The sequence below is a fragment of the Rhodococcus sp. NPDC057135 genome, from assembly GCF_042670865.1.
In the GTDB taxonomy this organism is placed as follows: Bacteria; Actinomycetota; Actinomycetes; order Mycobacteriales; family Mycobacteriaceae; genus Rhodococcus_F.
Genome location: NZ_JBHUUU010000008.1, coordinates 187,284 through 206,853, shown reverse-complemented (window position 1 = coordinate 206,853; position 19,570 = coordinate 187,284). Strand labels below are relative to the sequence as shown.

The 19,570-nt window shown below is 62.4% G+C and carries 22 protein-coding genes; 9 read left to right on the top strand and 13 right to left on the bottom strand.

Annotated elements, in window-relative coordinates; all coding sequences use genetic code 11:
• Positions 1-11 precede the first annotated feature (11 nt).
• The 3 genes from ACFT1A_RS17345 to ACFT1A_RS17335 form a co-directional block, all read right to left on the bottom strand.
• Positions 12-194, bottom strand: a complete 183-nt coding sequence (locus tag ACFT1A_RS17345; RefSeq protein WP_378447968.1) for a hypothetical protein — start codon at positions 192-194, stop codon at positions 12-14.
• A gap of 499 nt (positions 195-693) precedes the next feature.
• Complete coding sequence (locus ACFT1A_RS17340) at positions 694-1,152, bottom strand: DUF5994 family protein (RefSeq protein ID WP_042921868.1); 459 nt, start codon at positions 1,150-1,152, stop codon at positions 694-696.
• A 96-nt stretch (positions 1,153-1,248) separates the two neighbouring features.
• Positions 1,249-1,443, bottom strand: coding sequence for a hypothetical protein (locus ACFT1A_RS17335; RefSeq protein ID WP_378447967.1), 195 nt, complete (start codon positions 1,441-1,443; stop codon positions 1,249-1,251).
• Positions 1,444-1,594: 151 nt separating this feature from the next.
• Here ACFT1A_RS17335 and ACFT1A_RS17330 point away from each other — a divergent pair, with 151 nt between their 5' ends.
• The 5 genes from ACFT1A_RS17330 to ACFT1A_RS17310 all read left to right on the top strand — a co-directional run bounded on the left by ACFT1A_RS17330 (position 1,595) and on the right by ACFT1A_RS17310 (position 4,982).
• Positions 1,595-2,782: an inorganic phosphate transporter gene (locus ACFT1A_RS17330; protein ID WP_003941590.1), complete on the top strand. Its 1,188-nt coding sequence runs from the start codon at positions 1,595-1,597 to the stop codon at positions 2,780-2,782.
• Positions 2,783-2,796: 14 nt separating this feature from the next.
• Positions 2,797-3,078 (top strand): hypothetical protein, encoded by a 282-nt coding sequence (locus ACFT1A_RS17325; RefSeq protein WP_003941641.1) that lies wholly within the window; start codon positions 2,797-2,799, stop codon positions 3,076-3,078.
• 49 nt (positions 3,079-3,127) lie between these two features.
• Positions 3,128-3,454: a DUF3349 domain-containing protein gene (locus tag ACFT1A_RS17320; protein ID WP_378447966.1), complete on the top strand. Its 327-nt coding sequence runs from the start codon at positions 3,128-3,130 to the stop codon at positions 3,452-3,454.
• Between the two features lie 11 nt (positions 3,455-3,465).
• Positions 3,466-3,804, top strand: coding sequence for a DUF3349 domain-containing protein (locus ACFT1A_RS17315; protein ID WP_378447965.1), 339 nt, complete (start codon positions 3,466-3,468; stop codon positions 3,802-3,804).
• A gap of 149 nt (positions 3,805-3,953) precedes the next feature.
• A complete protein-coding gene (locus tag ACFT1A_RS17310) occupies positions 3,954-4,982 on the top strand; it encodes an alpha/beta hydrolase (RefSeq protein ID WP_378447964.1) in 1,029 nt (342 codons plus the stop codon).
• Positions 4,983-5,054: 72 nt separating this feature from the next.
• Here ACFT1A_RS17310 and ACFT1A_RS17305 read toward each other — a convergent pair whose 3' ends face one another.
• Positions 5,055-5,447, bottom strand: coding sequence for a VOC family protein (locus ACFT1A_RS17305; protein ID WP_378447963.1), 393 nt, complete (start codon positions 5,445-5,447; stop codon positions 5,055-5,057).
• A 56-nt stretch (positions 5,448-5,503) separates the two neighbouring features.
• Between ACFT1A_RS17305 and ACFT1A_RS17300 the strand changes: the two genes are divergently transcribed.
• Both ACFT1A_RS17300 and ACFT1A_RS17295 read left to right on the top strand, forming a co-directional pair.
• Complete coding sequence (locus tag ACFT1A_RS17300) at positions 5,504-6,283, top strand: helix-turn-helix domain-containing protein (protein ID WP_378447962.1); 780 nt, start codon at positions 5,504-5,506, stop codon at positions 6,281-6,283.
• A 2-nt stretch (positions 6,284-6,285) separates the two neighbouring features.
• Entirely contained in the window at positions 6,286-6,636 is a 351-nt protein-coding gene (locus ACFT1A_RS17295; RefSeq protein ID WP_378447961.1) for an inorganic pyrophosphatase, read from the top strand.
• On the opposite strand, the gene ACFT1A_RS17290 is transcribed toward ACFT1A_RS17295, so the two are convergent.
• The 3 genes from ACFT1A_RS17290 to ACFT1A_RS17280 are packed head-to-tail and all read right to left on the bottom strand — an operon-like array spanning position 6,629 to position 9,547.
• The gene (locus ACFT1A_RS17290; RefSeq protein ID WP_378447960.1) at positions 6,629-7,738 is read right to left on the bottom strand and encodes an LLM class flavin-dependent oxidoreductase; all 1,110 of its coding nucleotides are present in this window, start codon (positions 7,736-7,738) and stop codon (positions 6,629-6,631) included. The genes ACFT1A_RS17295 and ACFT1A_RS17290 overlap by 8 nt on opposite strands.
• The gene (gene thiM / locus ACFT1A_RS17285) at positions 7,738-8,583 is read right to left on the bottom strand and encodes a hydroxyethylthiazole kinase (protein WP_378447959.1); all 846 of its coding nucleotides are present in this window, start codon (positions 8,581-8,583) and stop codon (positions 7,738-7,740) included. Before thiM ends, ACFT1A_RS17290 begins: the two co-directional genes overlap by 1 nt.
• A 43-nt stretch (positions 8,584-8,626) precedes the next feature.
• On the bottom strand, positions 8,627-9,547 hold the full coding sequence (locus ACFT1A_RS17280) for a sulfurtransferase (RefSeq protein ID WP_378447958.1): 921 nt from the start codon (positions 9,545-9,547) through the stop codon (positions 8,627-8,629).
• A gap of 128 nt (positions 9,548-9,675) precedes the next feature.
• Between ACFT1A_RS17280 and ACFT1A_RS17275 the strand changes: the two genes are divergently transcribed.
• Positions 9,676-10,362, top strand: coding sequence for a GntR family transcriptional regulator (locus ACFT1A_RS17275; RefSeq protein ID WP_378447957.1), 687 nt, complete (start codon positions 9,676-9,678; stop codon positions 10,360-10,362).
• Between the two features lie 71 nt (positions 10,363-10,433).
• Here the strand turns inward: ACFT1A_RS17275 and ACFT1A_RS17270 are convergent, their stop codons facing one another.
• The 4 genes from ACFT1A_RS17270 to ACFT1A_RS17255 all read right to left on the bottom strand — a co-directional run bounded on the left by ACFT1A_RS17270 (position 10,434) and on the right by ACFT1A_RS17255 (position 14,181).
• Positions 10,434-10,955, bottom strand: a complete 522-nt coding sequence (locus ACFT1A_RS17270) for a hypothetical protein (RefSeq protein WP_378447956.1) — start codon at positions 10,953-10,955, stop codon at positions 10,434-10,436.
• A gap of 18 nt (positions 10,956-10,973) precedes the next feature.
• On the bottom strand, positions 10,974-12,002 hold the full coding sequence (locus tag ACFT1A_RS17265; protein WP_378447955.1) for a cupin domain-containing protein: 1,029 nt from the start codon (positions 12,000-12,002) through the stop codon (positions 10,974-10,976).
• A 44-nt stretch (positions 12,003-12,046) separates the two neighbouring features.
• On the bottom strand, positions 12,047-12,868 hold the full coding sequence (locus tag ACFT1A_RS17260) for an alpha/beta fold hydrolase (RefSeq protein ID WP_378447954.1): 822 nt from the start codon (positions 12,866-12,868) through the stop codon (positions 12,047-12,049).
• 185 nt (positions 12,869-13,053) lie between these two features.
• A complete protein-coding gene (locus tag ACFT1A_RS17255) occupies positions 13,054-14,181 on the bottom strand; it encodes an NDMA-dependent alcohol dehydrogenase (protein WP_378447953.1) in 1,128 nt (375 codons plus the stop codon).
• Between the two features lie 166 nt (positions 14,182-14,347).
• Here ACFT1A_RS17255 and ACFT1A_RS17250 point away from each other — a divergent pair, with 166 nt between their 5' ends.
• On the top strand, positions 14,348-15,208 hold the full coding sequence (locus ACFT1A_RS17250) for a spermidine synthase (RefSeq protein ID WP_378447952.1): 861 nt from the start codon (positions 14,348-14,350) through the stop codon (positions 15,206-15,208).
• Positions 15,209-15,217: 9 nt separating this feature from the next.
• On the opposite strand, the gene ACFT1A_RS17245 is transcribed toward ACFT1A_RS17250, so the two are convergent.
• The gene (locus tag ACFT1A_RS17245; protein WP_378447951.1) at positions 15,218-18,232 is read right to left on the bottom strand and encodes a bifunctional [glutamine synthetase] adenylyltransferase/[glutamine synthetase]-adenylyl-L-tyrosine phosphorylase; all 3,015 of its coding nucleotides are present in this window, start codon (positions 18,230-18,232) and stop codon (positions 15,218-15,220) included.
• The gene (locus ACFT1A_RS17240) at positions 18,229-19,569 is read right to left on the bottom strand and encodes a glutamine synthetase family protein (protein WP_003941637.1); all 1,341 of its coding nucleotides are present in this window, start codon (positions 19,567-19,569) and stop codon (positions 18,229-18,231) included. The genes ACFT1A_RS17245 and ACFT1A_RS17240 overlap by 4 nt, the downstream gene beginning before the upstream one ends.
• Between the last annotated feature and the right edge of the window lies 1 nt (position 19,570).

Genomic DNA, 19,570 nt, shown 5'->3' with positions numbered 1-19,570 from the left:
TTCCATTCAAGTTAGCCGTCGACCACTTTAGGTTTCCAATATTCGTCGAATGTTGATCCGGTTTCGAGGCTGTCTGCGAGATCGGCGAGCATCGCGCTCAGGGAGACCCACCGAGGCCCGGCATCGTCTGCAGCGAAATTGTCGAACTCGGTCACACACCCGTAGAGGTCACCGGGACCGGTATCGACGAACAACAGGTAACCGTCGAGTCCGCGAATGGAATGAACTCCGGCATATAGGTAAATACCGCCGTGCCGGCGGTTGTTCCCTGCGGCGGCTCATGCTCCTCGATCTAAAGCACGCGAGCGCCCCAGGGCCACACTGCATTACACAACTCCCGAGTTCGATTTTGCGTACATCAGGTGGATGGGCAGGATCGAATTCCACAACGCGCGAAGGCTTTACGATCTCGAGAACACCAAGGGAAATTGGCGACGCCAACGCCGGTCAGCCCGAACAAAGTAGAAGCCCCACCCCCGTGGGGAGGGTGGGGCTTCCTTCGGTCCGGCGCTCACGCACAGCGGGAGGGTGGTGGACGTGCCGGACCGACGACACGGCAGGGAGTCAAGCTGCCGCGCCCAAGCGCTGACCGGAAGGAATGCGCCTGAGATTGTGGTTCGGAAACCATCAAACCAGACAAACTGGACGCATGTTCAGGAATCGAAGAATTCGACTCCGCCCGTCAGAAAGATCTCACTGCACCCGATAGGTTTCGCTGCGGACAGGGTCCACCAACCGCCGCATGACCTCGTACGCGCGGTCCGGATCCGTGTACGGCGGAATCATCATCAAAACGAGTTGACGACCATAGATGTCGTCGAGATACATCAAATCGTGGGGCTGGCCAGGGTACGGACCCCGCACTTCCAGTCCGTCGACCTCGTCGATACGTCGCTGCGCGCTACTGATCGTGTTCCAGTCGAACGCAACTCTCGCGATCGGCCCCAGCCGCAACGAAAGTGCGGATATCAGATCGTGAAGCTCCGCCGTGACGTTCGTGGTCCACGGGAACCACGCGCCGTCCACCGAAGCCTTGACGGCACCTTGCCCACGAAGCAGGAACCGCGGGGTCCGCGTCGGCGAAGGGAAAGGTTGCCCGACATGGCGCTGCGGTGCTTCCATTGCATAGTCGAGAGTGCTGATGTGCGCCATGACGAGGCTCCTTGACGGAGGATTCGTGGAACCGTCAGGCAGAGGCGCCCGGTCGTGGGTTCCATGCCTCCAGGTTACTCCGGTGCACAACGCCGACTATGCGTCGACGGAAATGATCACGCCGGTATCGCCGTACGGGAACGGACCATCACCGACGTGACCGAGAGTGTTGAAGAATTTCGAAATCGTAGCCACACCGTCACCACTCTTACGGAATGTGGTGACCGAGATCGTCTTCTCTTCGCCCAGGAAGATGAAACGTGCGCATGCCTCCACAAACTCCACGACCATGCACGCGAATGAATTTTCGCTACCCCAGGAGTTTCAAAACGGACAATTATCCGGACGAAGATGAACAGCAGGTGCCGAGTGGTGGAAATGTCGCGGAACGACCCCGTCTCAGGTCGATTTGAGGCCCGCCGGTGTTGGAACATGACTTCTCGTGAATGCGGAACTCATCGTTCTCCTCGTCGTCGTCGTAACCGCTCTGGGGTTCGACTTCACCAACGGTTTTCATGACACTGGCAACGCTATGGCCACGTCGATTGCAACCGGCGCCCTCAAGCCCAAGGTGGCAGTCGCTCTGTCTGCTTCCTTGAACCTGGTCGGAGCTTTCCTCTCGGTAGAGGTTGCTGCCACCGTGGCCAAGGGCGTGGTGAACCTCGGAAATGTGGGTGGCCAAGCGCTGCTCACCATCGTCTTCGCCGGCCTTGTCGGCGGCATCATCTGGAACCTGGCAACGTGGTTGCTCGGTATCCCCTCGAGTTCCTCGCATGCGCTGTTCGGCGGTCTGATCGGCGCCGCCATCGCGTCCCTCGGTATGAGCGGTGTCGCCTGGAGCGGCGTCCTCAGCAAGGTTGTCATCCCCGCAGTTCTCGCGCCCGTCGTGGCCGGCTTGGTTGCCGCGGCCGGCACCTGGCTCATCTACCGCATCACCTCGAACGTCGGAGAAGAAACCAAGGACAAGGGTTTCCGACTGGGCCAGATCGGTTCGGCTTCACTCGTTTCTCTCGCCCACGGCACCAACGACGCTCAGAAGACCATGGGCGTCATCTTCCTCGCCCTGGTAGCCCACGGAACCATTTCCGCCGACGCGGACATGCCGTTCTGGGTCAAGCTCACCTGCGCGCTCGCGATCGCTGCCGGAACCTACCTCGGCGGTTGGCGAGTTATCCGCACGCTCGGCAAGGGACTTGTCGAGATTGCCGCACCACAAGGCATGGCAGCCGAAGCATCCTCTGCTGCAATCATTCTCACTTCCAGCCACCTCGGCCTTCCGCTCTCCACCACCCATGTGGCGACGGGTTCCATCATGGGAACCGGTCTGGGACGCAAGGGCGCCGAAGTTCGTTGGGGCGTAGCCGGACGTATGGCGGTCGCCTGGTTGATCACTCTCCCGTCCGCTGCGATCGTCGGCGCTCTGTGCTGGGGACTGGCCAACATCGTCGGCGGCCTGCCCGGCGTCCTGGTCGTATTCGCCGTGCTCATCGCGTTGGCCGGCTGGATGTACCTGCGCTCCCGCAAGGAGCCCATCGATCCGAGCAATGTCAACGCCGAATGGGACGGCGGCCTGGTACCCGCAGAGGTCCCCGGGCCGGACGCCCGCGTCACCACCGACGTCAAAGCCTGAAAGAGGGAATCGACATGGATATCTTGAAAAACACCGTCGACTCGCTCTGGCAGGTCGTACTGGTCGGCCTCTTGCTGGGCGCCGGACTCCCGGCGATCTTCGCGATCGGCCTGAAATCCCTCGACGCCGGGCAGCGTGGCAGTGGGGGCGGGAGCACTGCCGTCGCGGCTCGCAGTCCGTTGGCCGTGGCAGGTGCAGTGGTGTGCTTCGCGGTTGTACTCATCGCGATCGTCACCGGAATCCTTTTCATCATGCAGGGCTTCCTCAGCCACACCTTCGGCATCGAGATCTTCTGATCCCCGGCGCGGCTCTCCCCTGCGCCCTCACGAGCGGAAAGACATCACCGTGACTGCACCGACTCCATCCCTGCCCCAGTCCATACTGGAATGGCTTCGCGCCGGCTACCCCGAAGGCATACCGCCCAAGGATCGCATTCCGTTGGTCGCATTGCTACGACGCAAGCTCTCGGACGCGCAAATTCGAGAAATCGCCATCGGCGCTGCACTTGCAGAACTGAGCGATGTCAACAGCGACCAGGTGATCTCGAGCGACGAGATCAGCGCTCAGATCGCAGATCTGACGAGCCAGACGCCCTCGGACCAGGACATCGCGCGCGTTGCCTCGGTCCTGGCTGCCGCCGGGTGGCCACTCGCTGATCTCGACAACGACTGAAGCTCGATTCGTTGAGCCTTCCACCACTTCTGGCTTCGATACTCGGCTGGCTGCGTGCCGGGTATCCGAACGGTGTGCCGGAGCAGGACTACGTCCCTTTGATGGCCCTGCTCCGGCGGCAGCTGTCGGACGCAGAGATCGCCGTTCTTGCCGACGATCTCGTCGCCGAGTTTCCAGTTCCAGTCGATCCGATCGACTTTCCGGTTCCGGTCGATCCGATCGACATCGGCGTCCTCATCACCAAAGTCACCGACGACATGCCGCACGAATCGGATGTCGCTCGGGTACGGGAACATTTGATTCGTGGAGGTTGGAAAATCGACGCTCAACCTCCGGTAGACGACTCCTGACGGCACTTCGTGAATCGGACCAGTTTGATAACGAACCGATAACGGAGCCGTCGGAGCCAATACAGACCACTTAGTGTCATCAGGAATTCCGTGCCTCGGGGGCTCGGTCGGATCTCGGTGTGCAAGCACCTTTGGGGCGGGAGTGATTTATGCACGAGGAACACATTGATCTTGCAAACAACCGAGATTCTTCGAAGAAGCGAATTTCGAGACGAATCAAGCGTCGGATCCTCGGCATCGCTGCGACAGCCCTCGCACTCCCCCTGACAGCAGGTCTGATCAGCGGTTCAGTAGCAACAGCGGCACCTGCGCGCACCGCTCCGGCCGGTGGTATCGAGGACGTCTTCGTCGACTCCTCGATGGGACCGATCAAGGTCCAGATCCAGTGGGCTTCACGCGGCGGCAACGCGGCTCTCTATCTTCTCGACGGTTTGCGTGCACGTGACGACCGAAACGCGTGGAGTTTCGAGACCAACGCCCTCGAACAGTTTCGCGGCGACAACGTCACCCTGGTCATGCCGGTCGGCGGGCAGTCCAGCTTCTACTCCGACTGGTACGCGACCAGCAATTTGAATCGCCAGCCAGTGACGTACAAATGGGAAACGTTCCTCACTCAGGAACTTCCCGCGTATCTGGAATCGCGCGGCGTTTCCCGAACCAACAACGGTGTGCTCGGACTCTCCATGGGTGGCAGTGCGGCCTTGACGCTCGCGGCCTACCACCGCGATCAGTTCAAGTTCGCCGGGTCGTTGTCGGGATACCTCAACATCTCGGCTCCAGGTATGCGTGAAGCGATCCGCGTGGCGATGGTCAGCGCCGGATCCTTCAATGTCGATGCCATGTGGGGACCGCCGTGGAACCCTGCTTGGCTCCGCAACGACCCGTTCGTGTTTGCCCCCGAATTGGCTGGGCTCTCGCTGTACATATCCGCTGCGAGCGGCCTACCCGGGCAGTTCGATCAACCGCGTCGGCCCGTCGACTTCGTGAATACCGGTAGTGCCATCGGGCTCGAGGCCCTTGCCTTGATGAACTCACGGGCATTCCAACTGCGCATGAACTCCCTGGGAATTCCGGCAACGTACAGCTTCCCGGCCAACGGCACTCATTCGTGGCCGTACTGGGGTGCAGAACTGTGGAAGGCCCGAGGCCAGATCCTCGACACCCTCAACGCTTGGTGAACTGACAACTACTCGATCACCGACAACCGCAGGCCTCGACCGATATTCGGTCGAGGCCTGCGTCGTTCGAATTCAGAGCGCGGCAAAGAGATCCACGGTATTGCCGTCGGGATCGAGAAGAACGGCGTAACGCTGCCCCCACACGGCATCGAACGGCGCCTTGTGTCCGGGGAAGTCGGATGTGATGCGCTGATACGCCTCGTCGACGGCAGCGGGTGTGCCGAAATCGAACGCCAACGCGACAGGGTGTCGCCCCTCCCCGACAGCGAAGTCAGGATCGAAGCTTGCGATGGTGGACAGCGCGTCCCACGCCAGCCGAAGCCCACCGTCGAACGTGAACTCCACATGGGGAGCATCCGCGGGTGTTTCCGGAATGTCGAGCCCGAGGGTTCGGTAGAACGTGAGGGAACGAGCGAGATCGTTGGTGACGATTCCGACGAGATCGAGTCTCGGAGAGACGGACACGGTATTTCTCCTGTTTCGGGTCGAGAAGTGATCGGCGAGTGTGTGACGATGATCTGATGACCGGCACTGACACCCTCACTCTTGACGGTAGTCGGACGGCAGCGTCGAGTCTTGAACAAAACGGCCACACCTATGTCGAGAATCGGATCACCGGTTCGACCGACCTCTTCAGCTGCACGTGGAAGAGCACTACCGAATCCGATACGTCCACGCAGGCAAAGCGAATACTTCCCGATCTCTGCGCCGACTTCATCGTCGACAGCGACGGAAGGTCGTGGCTTGTCGGACCTGCAACCAGTGCCGATCTGGTTTCGGTCGCCGCCGGTACGACGATGTGGGGCATCCGCATCAAACCACCCGCTCTGCGGAGCCTGCTCGGCGCCGCGGCCGACGCGGTGCAGGATTCGAAGATCGCCTTCGACGACATCCTGACTTCCCGACAAGCTCGGGTGCTTGCCGATGCCCTTCGCCACGAGGCAGTCGACGCCAATCTGCTGGACCAGCTGTGGCGGGGACTGGAACCGGACTACGGAATCGAACGAGGCTATTGCGCGCTCATCGCCTCACCTACGACCCCGGTCCGCGAGATCGCCGCAGACCTCGGTGTTTCCGAACGTCATTTTCGACGCTCGATCACGTCGTCGGTCGGGCTGTCCCCCAAGCTGATTCAGAAGGTACAACGCATGCAGAATGTACTAGCTCTCAGCCGCAGCGCAGATCTCACGTTGTCCTCGCTGGCCGGCCGCGCCGGATACGCCGACCAAGCCCACCTCGCGCGCGATACGCGAGCGCTGGCCGGTCTGACGCCGACTCAGCTACTGCGCGAGCACCGGTAGAGATGAACGAAGATCTGTTCTCGGCCCTCGATCACCTGGCTGCCACGTCGACCGTCGTGATCGATCGACCCCGCGGGTCGGCACACCCGCGGTACCACGCTGCGATCTATCCGCTCGATTACGGCTATCTCGACGGCACGGTCAGCGCGGACGGCGACGGGATCGATCTGTTCCGAGGCTCGGCCGTCGGAACCGGCGTTGTTGCCGTGGCTGTTATTGCCGACATCGTCAAGAAGGACGTGGAAGTCAAAATCCTTCTCGAATGCACTGCGAATGAAATCGACACTGCTGCAGCATTTCTCCGTGACACGTTAGGTCTCGGTGCCACGATCCTGCGACGCGCTGTCAGCTGAGTTCGTCGAATCGCGGAACAAGATACTCCGCAACCCACTTCGCTTCCTCGATCAGCGGCCAGCCCGCCAGAATCAGTGCAGTCAAACCGGTTCGGCTGCGAAGCGTGCGCACCGAGTCCGTGATCGAATCCGGATCACCGACGTAGTACACCGCCGACGACCCGGTGCCGAAGATGTCGAGCGGCGACCACGCCGTGATACCTGCGTACAGACCGTCACCGACGTACAACTCCTCCGGTTCCGGAAGTCGGCCGGCCGCAATCTTGTCCGCCCAGCCCTGTCGCTGTGCGTCGCGAGCAGTGAAAGTTTTGAGGTCCTGTTTCCCCTGAGTACGACGACGCACTGCGTTGTCCAAGACATGGGCGATCTGCTCGACGCCTGTCTTCTCGAACAAGGAGCGGAACCGGTCGTGCGCCTGCGCCTTGGTGGGGCGAACGATCACTCCGGTGAGCGCACCGAAGTCGGTGAATTCGCGTCCGGCTGCCTCCGCCGCCACCCGCGCGGCAGAGAACTTGTCTTCGATGAACGAAGTTTCGCGCAGCATCGCCAAGTAGGTGTCGAGCACCTTGCCTGAATTCGCCAGGCCTGCAGGCGAATCACCGGTGCCCCACAGCGGAACCTGATGCCCCGTGGGCGCGTCGATACGCAGTGGCGTGTTGGGAAAGTTCGACTCGGTCCCTTCGGAGTAGATGCGGCGGAAGTCTGCCCAGTACTGCTCCCCCAACTCGTAACGCTCGTCGTGGGGCACGTTCATGTCGTACTTGGTCAGGATGTTCTCGCGTCCGTTGACCGAGTTGATCAACAGTCGGCCACCGCTGAAGGCGTCGAAGGTCAATGCCTTCTCCGCAAGCAGGCGCGCCGGAGTCATGTTCGCGTATACAGCGACGAGGAACTTCATGCGCGTGGTGTGCGCTGCGGCCCAGGTCGCCGAGATGAACGGATCGTTCGGCCAGGTGGCAACCAGAGCGCCTTCGAATCCGCCGTCGTCGATGGTCTTTGCGAGCTCGATCTGCCTGGCCCCGTCCACGGGATACAGTCCGCCAGGGCTCCACGGGTAGTCCCCGTCGGCCTGGGTGAGATACCAAAAAGTCTTGACGCCCATCAGTTCTGCACTCCAGCCGGCAGGTCGAACGATTCGATTCGGGCCCGCGAGTGGATGGTGTCCGCATTCACGTTGTAGAGCGCATCGAGGTATGCGACTGCAAAAGACCCAGGGCCCGAGGCATTTTCCTCGGCGATCTCCGATGCCACGGCAACATGCGTGTGCGCAGCAACCAATCCGTCCAGCGCGGTCGGCGTCACGGCGAGGTAGGCGGCGACAAGGCCACCCAGAGAGCAACCGGTACTGGTCACGCGCGGCAACAGTGCGCTGCCACCGGAGACTCGGATGCCCCGGGTGTCACCGCCCGCATCGCGTCCGACGATGTAGTCGACCGGTCCTGATGCCGAAACTGCGTCGGCATGCTTCAGAAGAGACAGTGCGGCCGGCACGGCATCGACGGAGTCCGAGGCACTGTCGACGCCGCGGGTGTCACCACCGAGTCCGGCCAGAGCGATGATCTCCGAAGCATTTCCGCGGATTGCGCTGGGGTGAAAGCGCAGCAGGTCCACTGCGATACCGCTGCGCCAGGGCAGTCCGCCGACGCCCACGGGATCCAAAACCCATGGCGTACCGGCAGTTCTGGCCGCTTCTGCAGCAACCAGGAAGGCTTCTGCCGTTCCGTCGTCCGGTGTTCCGAGGTTGACCAGAACTCCCCCGGCGATGGCGGCGAACCCACCCGCTTCGTGGACATTGTCGATGTGAGCATTGCTTGCGCCGGCAGCGAGCAGGACGTTGGTCAAGAAGTTTGCCGAAACGATGTTCGTCAGCGATTGAACGAGCGGTACCTGATCGCGGAGTGCGTCGATCGCCGACGCCACGGTTTCGACAGAGACAGTGTCAGACATGAGAATTCCTTCAGGACGGAAAGTAGTTGGGGACTGCGGCGATTCAGGACCGCGGACATCGAACATCCGCAATCGCGCCGCCGGGCTCACTACCGACAACCATCGGCAGGGTCGGATCTGCAGTCCATTCCTCCAACGAGCCGTCGTAGACTTTGACATCCTCGTGGCCGCTTCGGATCAGTGCAAGTGCGGTCAAGCACGCCGAAACTCCACCGCCGCAATAGATCACGACAGGCTCGGTGACGGCTGGTAGAACGTCGGCCGATCTCGACAAAACTTCGTCCACCGGAAGCATCCGAGCGTCGGCGTCGAGAAGGCTCTTCGCGGACAGATTCACACTTGACGGAATATGTCCGCGTCGCGAGTATCGCGTCTTCTCCGTTCCCTCGTACTGCTCAGCTGCCAGGGCACACACCAGCGTTCCGGCTTCTTCTCCGGAGGACAGTGAGGCAACCCGCGGTAGATCGACCCACAGTCCGAGATCCGTCACGCTCCAACGCGCCGACGCCGACGTGTGGGTTACGTCGTCGCCGCTCACGAGAGCGAAGCCGAGTCGCGTCCAGTCGGCGAGGCCACCGTCGAGGACTCTTGCTTCGATGCCGGCGTTGCGAAACACCCACCAGAGCCTCGATGCCCAGGTGGTCGATCCCTGGTCGTAGATCACGATTGCCGCACCCGGCTCGATACCGCTCGATTGAAGATCGGTAACCAACTGCTCCGGTGACGGACGCGTGAAATGCAGTGCCGCTTCCCTATCGGAGAAGACATTCATGAGGTCGACGTGCCGAGAACCCGGGATGTGCGAGGAGACCCAGCCGGCGTACCCGGACTCTGGCCGGTAGTCACCATCGAATCGTGCGGGAGGAAAATGCACCGTCGCGTCGAGCACAGAGACGCCTCCCTCACGCAGCATCGCGTCGAGTTCAGCGGCACCCACCAGCGGCGACGCGGTCTCTCCAGCCACCTCGGACCCTCTCCCTCGGAAACGAACAATCACGAATCTAAATGAGTACTAGCGTATACGCAAGTACTCACTCGTCGTCGATGGCATAATCGAACGCGCTCTACTTGCATGCACAGGAATGGGGACACATGGATCTCGACGCCGATACGAGCACCACCGATCTGCTGGTGCCGGAGGCTGCGCTGGGCCGGTCCGATCAGACTTCGAGGCAGTACCTGCGCCTGCGTGCCGACATCCTGGCGGGCAAGTTCCCCCAGGGCGCTCCGCTGCACGAGACTCAATTGTGCGAATCGTACGGCGCATCACGTACCCCGATCCGTGAGGCACTCAACTGGCTCGCGCACGACGGTCTACTCGAACGAGCCGCCCGCGGTTTTCGGGTCCGCTCCGGCACTCCCGAAGACGTCATCGAGATCTACGCAGCGCGGGTTGCCCTCGAATCGGAAGCCGCCGGCGCGGCCGCACTCCGTCACAGCGATCTCGACCTTGCCCGCCTGGATGGATTGCACGAGTTCTGCTGCACTGCAACAGAAGGCACCGAGGTTCGTGCCGGGAACTTCAAGTTTCACGAGGCCCTCTGGCAGGCCGCCCACAATTCCACGATCACGTCACTGCTGATCCGACTCACTACCCAATTGCGAATCTACGACAGCGGCCCGCCGTCGAACTACGGCGAACCGGACCTGCTCAATTCGGAGCATCAAGAGATCCTGAACGCCATTCGCTCCAGGGACGAATCGTCAGCTCGTGGTCACATGCGCAACCATCTCGAGCGCAGCCGCGACCAGCGGATAAGGATGTTCGCCAGCCGCTGACTCCAGACAGCCCAGAGTCGCGGACTCCGGTCAGCCCAGGGTTCTGCGCCGACGCCTACGCCGCCCGTCTGTCACGCGGGGAGCGTGCCGGTCTCGACGTCGTACACGCTCTCGGCCGGGCTCGACATCACTCGGTCCGCCATCTCCTGCTTGAGCACTGTCAGCCGCGCCTCGTCGTCGACCGTCCGGTCACCTTTGCGGGCGAGAGTGATGAACTCGTCGACGACAAATCCCTCACGAATGGTCAGCGTGACGCTCGCGCCTCGATAGTCGACCCGAAATACGTACAGTGCGAGTGTATTTCCACGTTCAGGCCTGGCCAGGGAACTGTCGACGGTGTACCGCCCTTCTGTCACCGCGCGCGTGACCAATTCGAACGCATCGCGCACTCCAGGTCCGCCATGTGCGGTGGCCACGACCAGGTCGCGACGCTCCACGGAGCCCTCCCCACCGAACACACCAAGTGCGCGCTCGAGGACCTTGTAGGCGTGCGCCACGCCGCCCGGGGCCTGCGGACCGTGATAGCGGAGGGCATCCTCGTACGTGAAGTCGAGCGTCGTCCCGTGATCGGTCACGGTGAGCGTGCTGGTCATGATGGGCGTCCTCGCCGGTCAGTCCTGGTCGATCGGATTGTTCCGCGAGACGATGAGCGGATCGATCGGAGTGAAAGGGAAGTGTGGCAGCTCGCGTTCCGGAACGCCGAACGAGGCCGAGAGAACGCTGCGTGAGAACGCGGAAGCCGTTGCACGGTAGCCTATGTCGCCTGGCGTCGACTGGTCGAAGAAGATGAGGAAGTTGATGTCCTCGTCGCCCACAACCTCGATGTGATGAGGATAGGCACGTGGAACGAAGTACACCTGGCCCGGTTCGAGCAGGTAGGTGTCGAGTGATCCGTCGGGATCGAGAACTGTCATCCGCCCGCGACCCCGATGCACGTATCCCATCTCGGCAGTGACGGGATGCCAATGGGGCTCACGCATTCCGCTCTCGCGAATAGTCAACGAGTACATCGAAAGATCCTCCAGCGCTGCCCAATACTGCTTGCGCGCCACCTTCGCCTGTCCGTACGGATAGGCGAGAGGGGCGATCTGGCCGTCGAGGTCGAAGAGATGCGCGTTGGGAAGGCCGGCGGTATCGGGAATTACGGCCGCACCGCCGCGCCGCACTATCTGGGACGCATCGGCTCTACCGAAGACATCGAAGGCTGATGCGGCGAGGTCGTAGGTATTGCCGAGCACCGCGTTCGACATTGCGCTGACGCTACTCTGCAACGAGAAGTGCTGCGGGAGAGAAGTTCGCAAGGCAGCGATGATCTCCGCTTCCTCCTCGCCGACATTCTCGATGTGATAGATCGCCCCGGATTCGACGTGATACATCTGCCCCGCTCGCACCACGAAACTTGCGAACTCATCGACATTGCCCAACATCGAGACAAGAACAGTTCCGCTCGTGACGTAGGCGATCTGGTTCGCGTTGACGTTCCATTGTGGTTCGCGGATCGCGCCGGGGCCGAGAACAATTCGTTTGATCGACAGACCGGACAGGATCGGCAACGAACTCGTGTCGAGCTGCGAGATCGAGCCGAGTTCGTTCTCGAAGATGCTGGGACCATGGCGCAGCGAAGCAACGTGTGTGGTCATGGCAATTTGATCCTTCCCACTCTGGTCCTTCCGACTCTCTGACGTCAGTCCTCGATGAAGGCGAGAATGTCCTGGTCGAGGGTCTCCTGATACGAGCCGTAGATCCCATGCGGTGCACCCGGATATACCTTCAGCGTGCCGTTCTTCACCAGCTTGATCGCTTTCTCCGCCGCCGCGCCGATCGGCACGATCTGATCGTCGTCCCCCTGAGCGATGAAGATCGGAACGTCGATGGATTCGAGATCGGCAGTCTGGTCAGTCTCCGAAAATGCCTTGACGCAGTCGTATGCCGCGGCGAGGTTGACCAACATCCCTTGTCGCCAGAAGTCGTCCTTCGCTCCCTGCGAGACATCGGAGCCTTCGCGGTTCGCGCCGTAAAAGCTCTCGCTGAGGTCCTTGTAGAACTGCGATCGGTCCCCCAGCAAGCCCTTGCGGATTCCGTCGAACACCTCGATCGGTGTGCCTTCAGGGTTGCCGTCCGACTTGACCATGATCGGCGGTACGGCGCCGGCGGTGATCACCTTGGCCACGCGCCCTTTGCCGTGCTGCGCCGCGTAGCGGACCACTTCCCCGCCGCCGGTCGAATGGCCTACCAGGATCAGGTCTTTCAGGTCGAGGGTATCGATCAGCTCGGCCAGGTCCTTGGCATAGGTATCCATGTCGTTGCCGGTGTACGTCTTCGACGAGCGACCGTGTCCTCGACGATCGTGCGCGATGGTCCGGTATCCGGCGTCGGCGAACAGCTTCATCTCGACCTGCCAGGCGTCGGAACTGAGCGGCCACCCGTGGCTCAGGACGATCGGCCGGCCGGTGCCGTGCTCGGTGTAGTAGATCTCGGTTCCGTCGGAGGTGGTGATGTAGGGCATGTTCTGCTCTTCTCTGTCGAGTCGTGGAGTGAGGCCCGGACACGCTGCCCGGCTTGCTCACCCTGCGAGTGCCCACTACGGGCGCGATCGACGCATCGATCGACAGAAATCACCACTGCTGGGCACAACAGTCCGGCCCGACACCGCGGGGTGTCGGGCCGGACTGTTGTGTCAGATGAAAACGATCAGTAGTCGGCCTCGGTGTAAACGATCATGCCGCGCAGGTTCTTTCCCTCCAGCATATCGGCGTAACCCTCGTTGATCTCCTCGAGCTTGTAGGTCTTGGTCACCAACTCGTCGAGTTTGAGTGCGCCGCTTCGGTAGTGATCGAGCAACTTGGGAATTTGGGACCTTGGCCCGACCCCACCGAAGATGGCTCCCTGCAAACGCTTCTGCAGAAGGGTCAGCTCGAAGAGGCTGAGCGTCACCTGCGAATCCGCGTAATGCCCCATTCCGACGACTACTACCTGGCCACCCTTGCCCGTCGCACTGAGCGCGGGCTGAATGATGTCGCCGTGGATCTCACCCACGGTGATCACGGTGACGTCGGCCATCTTGCCCCAGGTGATCTCGCCGATTACCGGTAGCGCTTCCTCGAGTGAGGCAAACGTGTGTGTGGCGCCGAATTCCTTTGCCTTGTCGCGTTTGAACTCGACGGGATCGATCGCGATCACAAATCGCGCTCCGGCCGACGCCGCACCCTGTACCGAGTTGATTCCGACACCGCCGACGCCGACGACCACCACCGTGTCGCCGACCTTGGCTCCACCGATCGCGGTGGCCGATCCCCAGCCGGTGGCGACACCGCAACCGAGCAAGGCCGCTTTGTCGAGCGGGATGTCCTTCTCGATCTTGATCACCGACGCCTCGTTGACGGTCACGTACGGCGAGAATGTTCCGAGCAGGCACATCTGGATGACCGGCTCGTCGTTGAGGGTGACGCGGTACGTCTTGTCGGAGATCGCCTGCCCGGTCAACAGGCCGGCTCCCTCGTCGCAGATGTTCTGTAGACCCTTCGCGCAAGACGGACAACGTCCACACGCCGGGATGAAGGCGAGAACCACGTGGTCGCCTTCTTCGACGCTCGTGACACCCGGGCCGACCTTCGTCACCACTCCGGCGCCTTCGTGCCCGCCCAAGGCCGGGAAGAAGGGCAGCGGGCTGGCGCCCGTACGCAAATGTTCGTCCGAATGGCACAGTCCCGATGCGGCGAGTCGGACCTGCACCTCACCCGAGACCGGGTCGCCCAGCTCGACCTCTTCGATCTCCCATGCCTGACCTGGCGCCTTGACTACCGCTGCCTTGACCTTCACCTGCACTCCTCGAAATTCTTCGTGATGCACGGACGACGAAAGAACGCGCCGGCATTTGTGTCACCGATCACACTCCAGGTACGAGTGTGCCTGAAGTAGCTCGAGAATACTGCCGGTCTGTGCGCCTTTTTGGTAGTGGGCGCTACCAAAAAGGCGCACGGCTAACATGGACACAGTGGCCAAGGGAACTCGCAAGACCAGAACTCGCAGCAGTGCTCCCGAGCGAGGCGAGTCCGGTCCCGTCGCCGGCACTTTCCCCATCGATACCGGGACGTGCGAGCTTGTCCGCGATCAGTACTCCGACGACAGTTGGATCATCCAGATCAACGGAGTGCCCAGTTCCCACGTGAACGTCGCGGATCCCACGGTGCTCGACTTCGAATACATGCGGTGGATCGCGCATCTGGTCGATTCCGAACGTGACAAGGCCGAGCGTCTGCGGGTCCTGCATCTCGGCGGCGGTGCCTGCTCCATGGCCAGGTACTTCGCTGCCACTTACCCCGACGCACGTCAGGTGGTGGTCGAAATCGACGGCGCTCTGGCAGAACTCGTGCGCGATTGGTTCGACCTTCCGCGCGCACCACTGCTGCGCATTCGTGTCGGCGAGGCCCGCGCCGTCGCGGAAACTCTCACCGAGTCCACCCGCGACATCGTGATACGAGATGTCTTCGCCGGCAGCACAACTCCGACTCCGCTGACGACGGCTCAATTCACCACCCATGTACGACGCATACTTGCCCCGGGCGGTATCTACATCGTCAACTGCGGCGACACCCCGGATCTGCAGGGCGCTCGGAGCGAGGCCGCGACCATCGGCGCACAGTTCGAACACATGGCGATCATTGCTGATCCCGCAATGCTCAAGGGTCGCCGCTACGGCAACATGATCATCGCGGGCAGCGACGTACCGATCGGCGGGCAACCAGCGCTCGCGCGCGAGCTCCTCGGCGGCGGCGTTCCCGCCCACGTGTGGCAGGACGCCGAAGTGCGTAAGTTCGCCGCGAACGCGTCGATTCGGCAGGACTGAGCGAGAGCGCTACTCGCCGCCGAACACCCTCTCCACCACAGCTTTTGCTCGACGCGTGATGCGCAGATAATTGTCGAGGAACTCCCCTGCGTCGTCGCCGTATCCGGCGACCTGCGCCACGGCCGCGAGGACGCGTCCGGGACCGGGAAGCTGATCGGTCGGCTTACCGCGGACCAGAACGAGGCAGTTGCGTGCCTTCGTTGCGGTGATCCAGGCGTCACGTAGCAGTTCGACGTCGCCTTCGCTGAGCAGTTCCGCGGCGCCGATGGCGTCGAGAGTCTCCAGCGTCGACGTGTTGTGCAGCGTCTCGATCTTGTCGGCGTGCCGCAGCTGCAGCAACTGCACAGTCCACTCGATGTCGGCCAGACCGCCGCGACCCAGTTTGGTGTGCGTTGCCGGATCGGCTCCGCGAGGAAGCCTTTCGGAATCGACGCGCGCCTTGATGCGCCGGATCTCGCGCACCGCCGCGTCACTGACGCCGCCTTCGGGGTAGCGGGTCTTGTCGATCATGTGCAGGAACCGCAGTCCCAATTCAGGATCACCGGCCACCGGGTGCGCACGAAGGAGTGCTTGAATCTCCCACGCCTGAGCCCACTTCGCGTAGTACGCGTCGTAAGACTCCAGGGTTCGTACCATCGGTCCGTTGCGACCTTCCGGGCGCAGTCCGGTGTCGACCTCGAGCGGTGGATCTGTACTCGGTGCCCCGAGAAGCTTGCGCACCTTGTCGGCAATGCTGTTGGCCCACTTGACCGCAACGGTCTCGTCGACGCCCTCGCGGGGTTCGCACACGAACAGAACGTCCGCATCGGATCCGTAGCCGAGTTCCCCGCCGCCCAATCGGCCCATGCCGATGACGGAGAAACTGGCGGGAGCCTCGGTCCCGAGTTCGGTGACGCTGGCCTTGATCACAGCGGAGAGCGACGCGTTGAGCACCGCAGCCCAGACCGAGGACAGCGCCTTGCAGACTGCGGGAACATCGAGCATGCCGAGGATGTCGGCCGAAGCGATGCGGGCAAGTTCGTGTCGGCGCAGCGAGCGGGCCGCGGCAACAGCGCGATTCGGATCACTGTGTCGACCGGAGGCGGTGAGGATCCCGCGAGCGACATCCTCGGGCTTCGGTTCGACCAGGCGCGGTCCACTCGGTGAATCCGCGAACAAACGGATCACGTCGGGAGCCTTGATGAGCAGGTCGGGTAGGTACGCGGACGAGCCCAGCACGGTCATCAGACGCTCGGCGACCGCAGCCTCGTCACGGAGCAGGCGCAGGAACCACGTCTGGTCGACGAGCGCATCCGAGAGCCTGCGGTAGGCGAGCAGACCGGCGTCGGGATCAGGTGTGTCCGCGAGGGATTCGAGCAGCGTCGGCAGCAGGAGCGCTTGAATACGACCCTTGCGCGAAGCGCCACTGGTCAGTGCGGTCAGATGTCCGAGTGCATGCTCGGGCGCCGTGTAACCGAGAGCGGCCAACTGCCGCACCGCGGCTTCGGGCCCCAGGACCAGCGCTTCCTTGTCCATCCGCGCTACCGATTCGAGAAGCGGGCGGTAGAACAATTTCGCGTGAAGGCGGCGAATACGGTGCGAATTCCGCTTGATCTCGGCGCGCAGGACTCCGAGGGAATCCAGCCGACCGTCGGGTCGCATGTGTGCGGCGCGCGCCAACCAGCGCAGCGCTTCCTCGTCGTCCGGCGGCGGCAGAGTGTGCGTGCGCTTGAGCTTCTGCAACTGCAGACGGTGCTCGAGCAGACGCAGGAATTCGTACGACGCAGTCAGGTTGGCGGCGTCGTCGCGGCCGACGTATCCGCCCGCGGCCAAAGCGGTCAGTGCATCGACGGTGCTCTGCACGTGCAACGAACTGTCGGCCCGTCCGTGCACCAATTGCAGGAGCTGGACGGCAAATTCGACGTCGCGCAGGCTTCCGCGGCCGAGTTTGAGTTCACGCTCACGCAGTTCGGGGGGAACCATTTCCTCGACGCGTCGACGCATGGCTTGAACTTCGGGGACGAAGTCCTCGCGCTCGGAGGCGATCCACACCATCGGGCTCATCGCCTCGGAGTACTGGCGACCCAGCTCCATGTCGCCCGTCATCGGACGAGCCTTGAGCAGCGCCTGGAACTCCCAGGTCTTGGCCCAACGCTTGTAGTACGTGATGTGGGATTCGAGCGAGCGAACCAGTTCTCCGCGCTTACCTTCGGGACGCAGCGCAGCGTCGACCTCGAAGAATGCGGAGGTTCCGATACGCATCATCTCACCGGCAACGCGGCTTGCCGTCGCGTCGGCCGGTTCGGCGACGAACACGACGTCGACGTCGGAGACGTAGTTCAGCTCGCGCGCACCACATTTGCCCATGGCGATCACGGCGAGCCGGATCGGACAACTGCCCTCAGGGCACACCGTTGCAATGGCTACCGCGAGTGCAGCGGTCAGCGCAGCGTCAGCCAGGTCGGAAAGCTGATGCCCCACAGTCTGATACGGCACCACCGGTTCGTTCTCGACGGTCGCCGCAAGATCAGCCGCGGCCAGAAGCATCAGCTGATCCTTGTAGCTCTTACGCAGAGCAACAACAGCTTCCGGTCCGGTCACGGAGGCGCGGTAGGTCAGTGAGCCTTCGGTGGCACCCTCGTCGAGCGTGGCACCCACGGCCTCGAGCAAGGCCGCAGTCGCCTCGTCCTTGGTCGGCAGAGCTGTGCCGTCGAGAAGTTTCCAGCCGATCGGATCCGCGGCCAGGTGATCGCCGAATGCCGACGATGCACCCACCAGCGCGAACAAACGGCCGCGCAGGCTCTTGTCCTTGCGCAATGCCTGATCGAGTTCACGCCACCCGTCGCCGAGCCCGTCCTTGATCCGCACAAGAGTGCGCAGAGCTAGATCGGCGTTCGCGGCACGCGAAAGCGACCACAAGAGTTCGATGCTCTCGGCGTCGACCCAACCGAGCTGACGCAACTCGTCGGCGGCGGTGGGCTCGACCAGCCCGAGACGACCCGGTCCTGGAACTGCTGATCTCGCAGCGGGCGGTTTCACCGTCACAGACCGAGGTAGGTCTTGAGCTCGAACGGCGTCACGTGGCTGCGGTATTCCTCCCACTCACGACGCTTGTTGCGCAGGAAGAAATCGAAGACGTGCTCGCCGAGTGCTTCGGCCACCAGTTCCGACTTCTCCATCTCGCGCAGAGCGCTGTCCAAGTTGCTCGGCAGTTCCTTGTAACCCATGGCGCGACGCTCGGCGGAGGTCAACGACCACACGTCGTCTTCTGCCTCGGGCGGCAAGGTGTAGCCCTTCTCGATGCCGCGAAGGCCGGCAGCAAGCAGGACCGCGAAGGTCAGATACGGGTTGCAGGCCGAGTCTGGGCTGCGGATCTCGACGCGGCGCGAGGACGCCTTGTTGGGCGTGTACATCGGAACGCGGATGAGAGCCGATCGGTTGGACGGGCCCCACGACGCGGCAGTGGGTGCCTCTCCCCCGTGAACGAGTCGCTTGTACGAGTTGACCCACTGGTTCGTGACCGCACTGATCTCGTTGGCGTGCTCGAGGATGCCGGCGATGAATGCCTTGCCGGTCTCGGAGAGCTGCATCGGATCGTCAGGATTGTGGAAGGCGTTGGTATCGCCTTCGAACAAGCTCATGTGGGTGTGCATCGCGGAGCCGGCCTGATCGCTGAACGGCTTGGGCATGAAGCTCGCCCGAACGCCTTCACCGATCGCGACCTCCTTCACGACGTACCGGAACGTCATGACGTTGTCGGCCATCGAGAGTGCGTCGGCGTAGCGCAGATCGATCTCCTGCTGACCCGGCGCAGCCTCGTGGTGGCTGAACTCGACCGAGATACCCATCGACTCGAGTGCGTCGATGGCATGGCGGCGGAAGTTCGGAGCCGAATCGTGGACGGCCTGGTCGAAGTATCCACCCGAGTCGGCCGGGATCGGCGGAGTGCCGTCGATCGGACCGTTCTCCAGCAGGAAGAACTCGATTTCCGGGTGAACGTAGCAGCTGAAGCCCAAATCGCTGGCCTTGCTCAACTGGCGACGCAGGACGTGGCGCGGATCTGCCCACGACGGTGAACCGTCGGGCATCGTGATGTCACAGAACATGCGCGCGGAATGCTGCGCACCGTCCTTGTGGGCCCACGGCAGGATCTGGAATGTCGAAGCGTCGGGTCGGGCGACGGTGTCGGCTTCGGAGACTCGCGAGAATCCCTCGATGGCGGAACCGTCGAATCCGATTCCCTCCTCGAAGGCACCTTCGAGTTCGGCGGGGGCGATCGCCACCGATTTGAGGTACCCGAGAACATCGGTGAACCACAAGCGGACAAACCGAATGTCGCGCTCTTCCAGGGTACGAAGCACGAATTCTTTTTGGCGATCCATG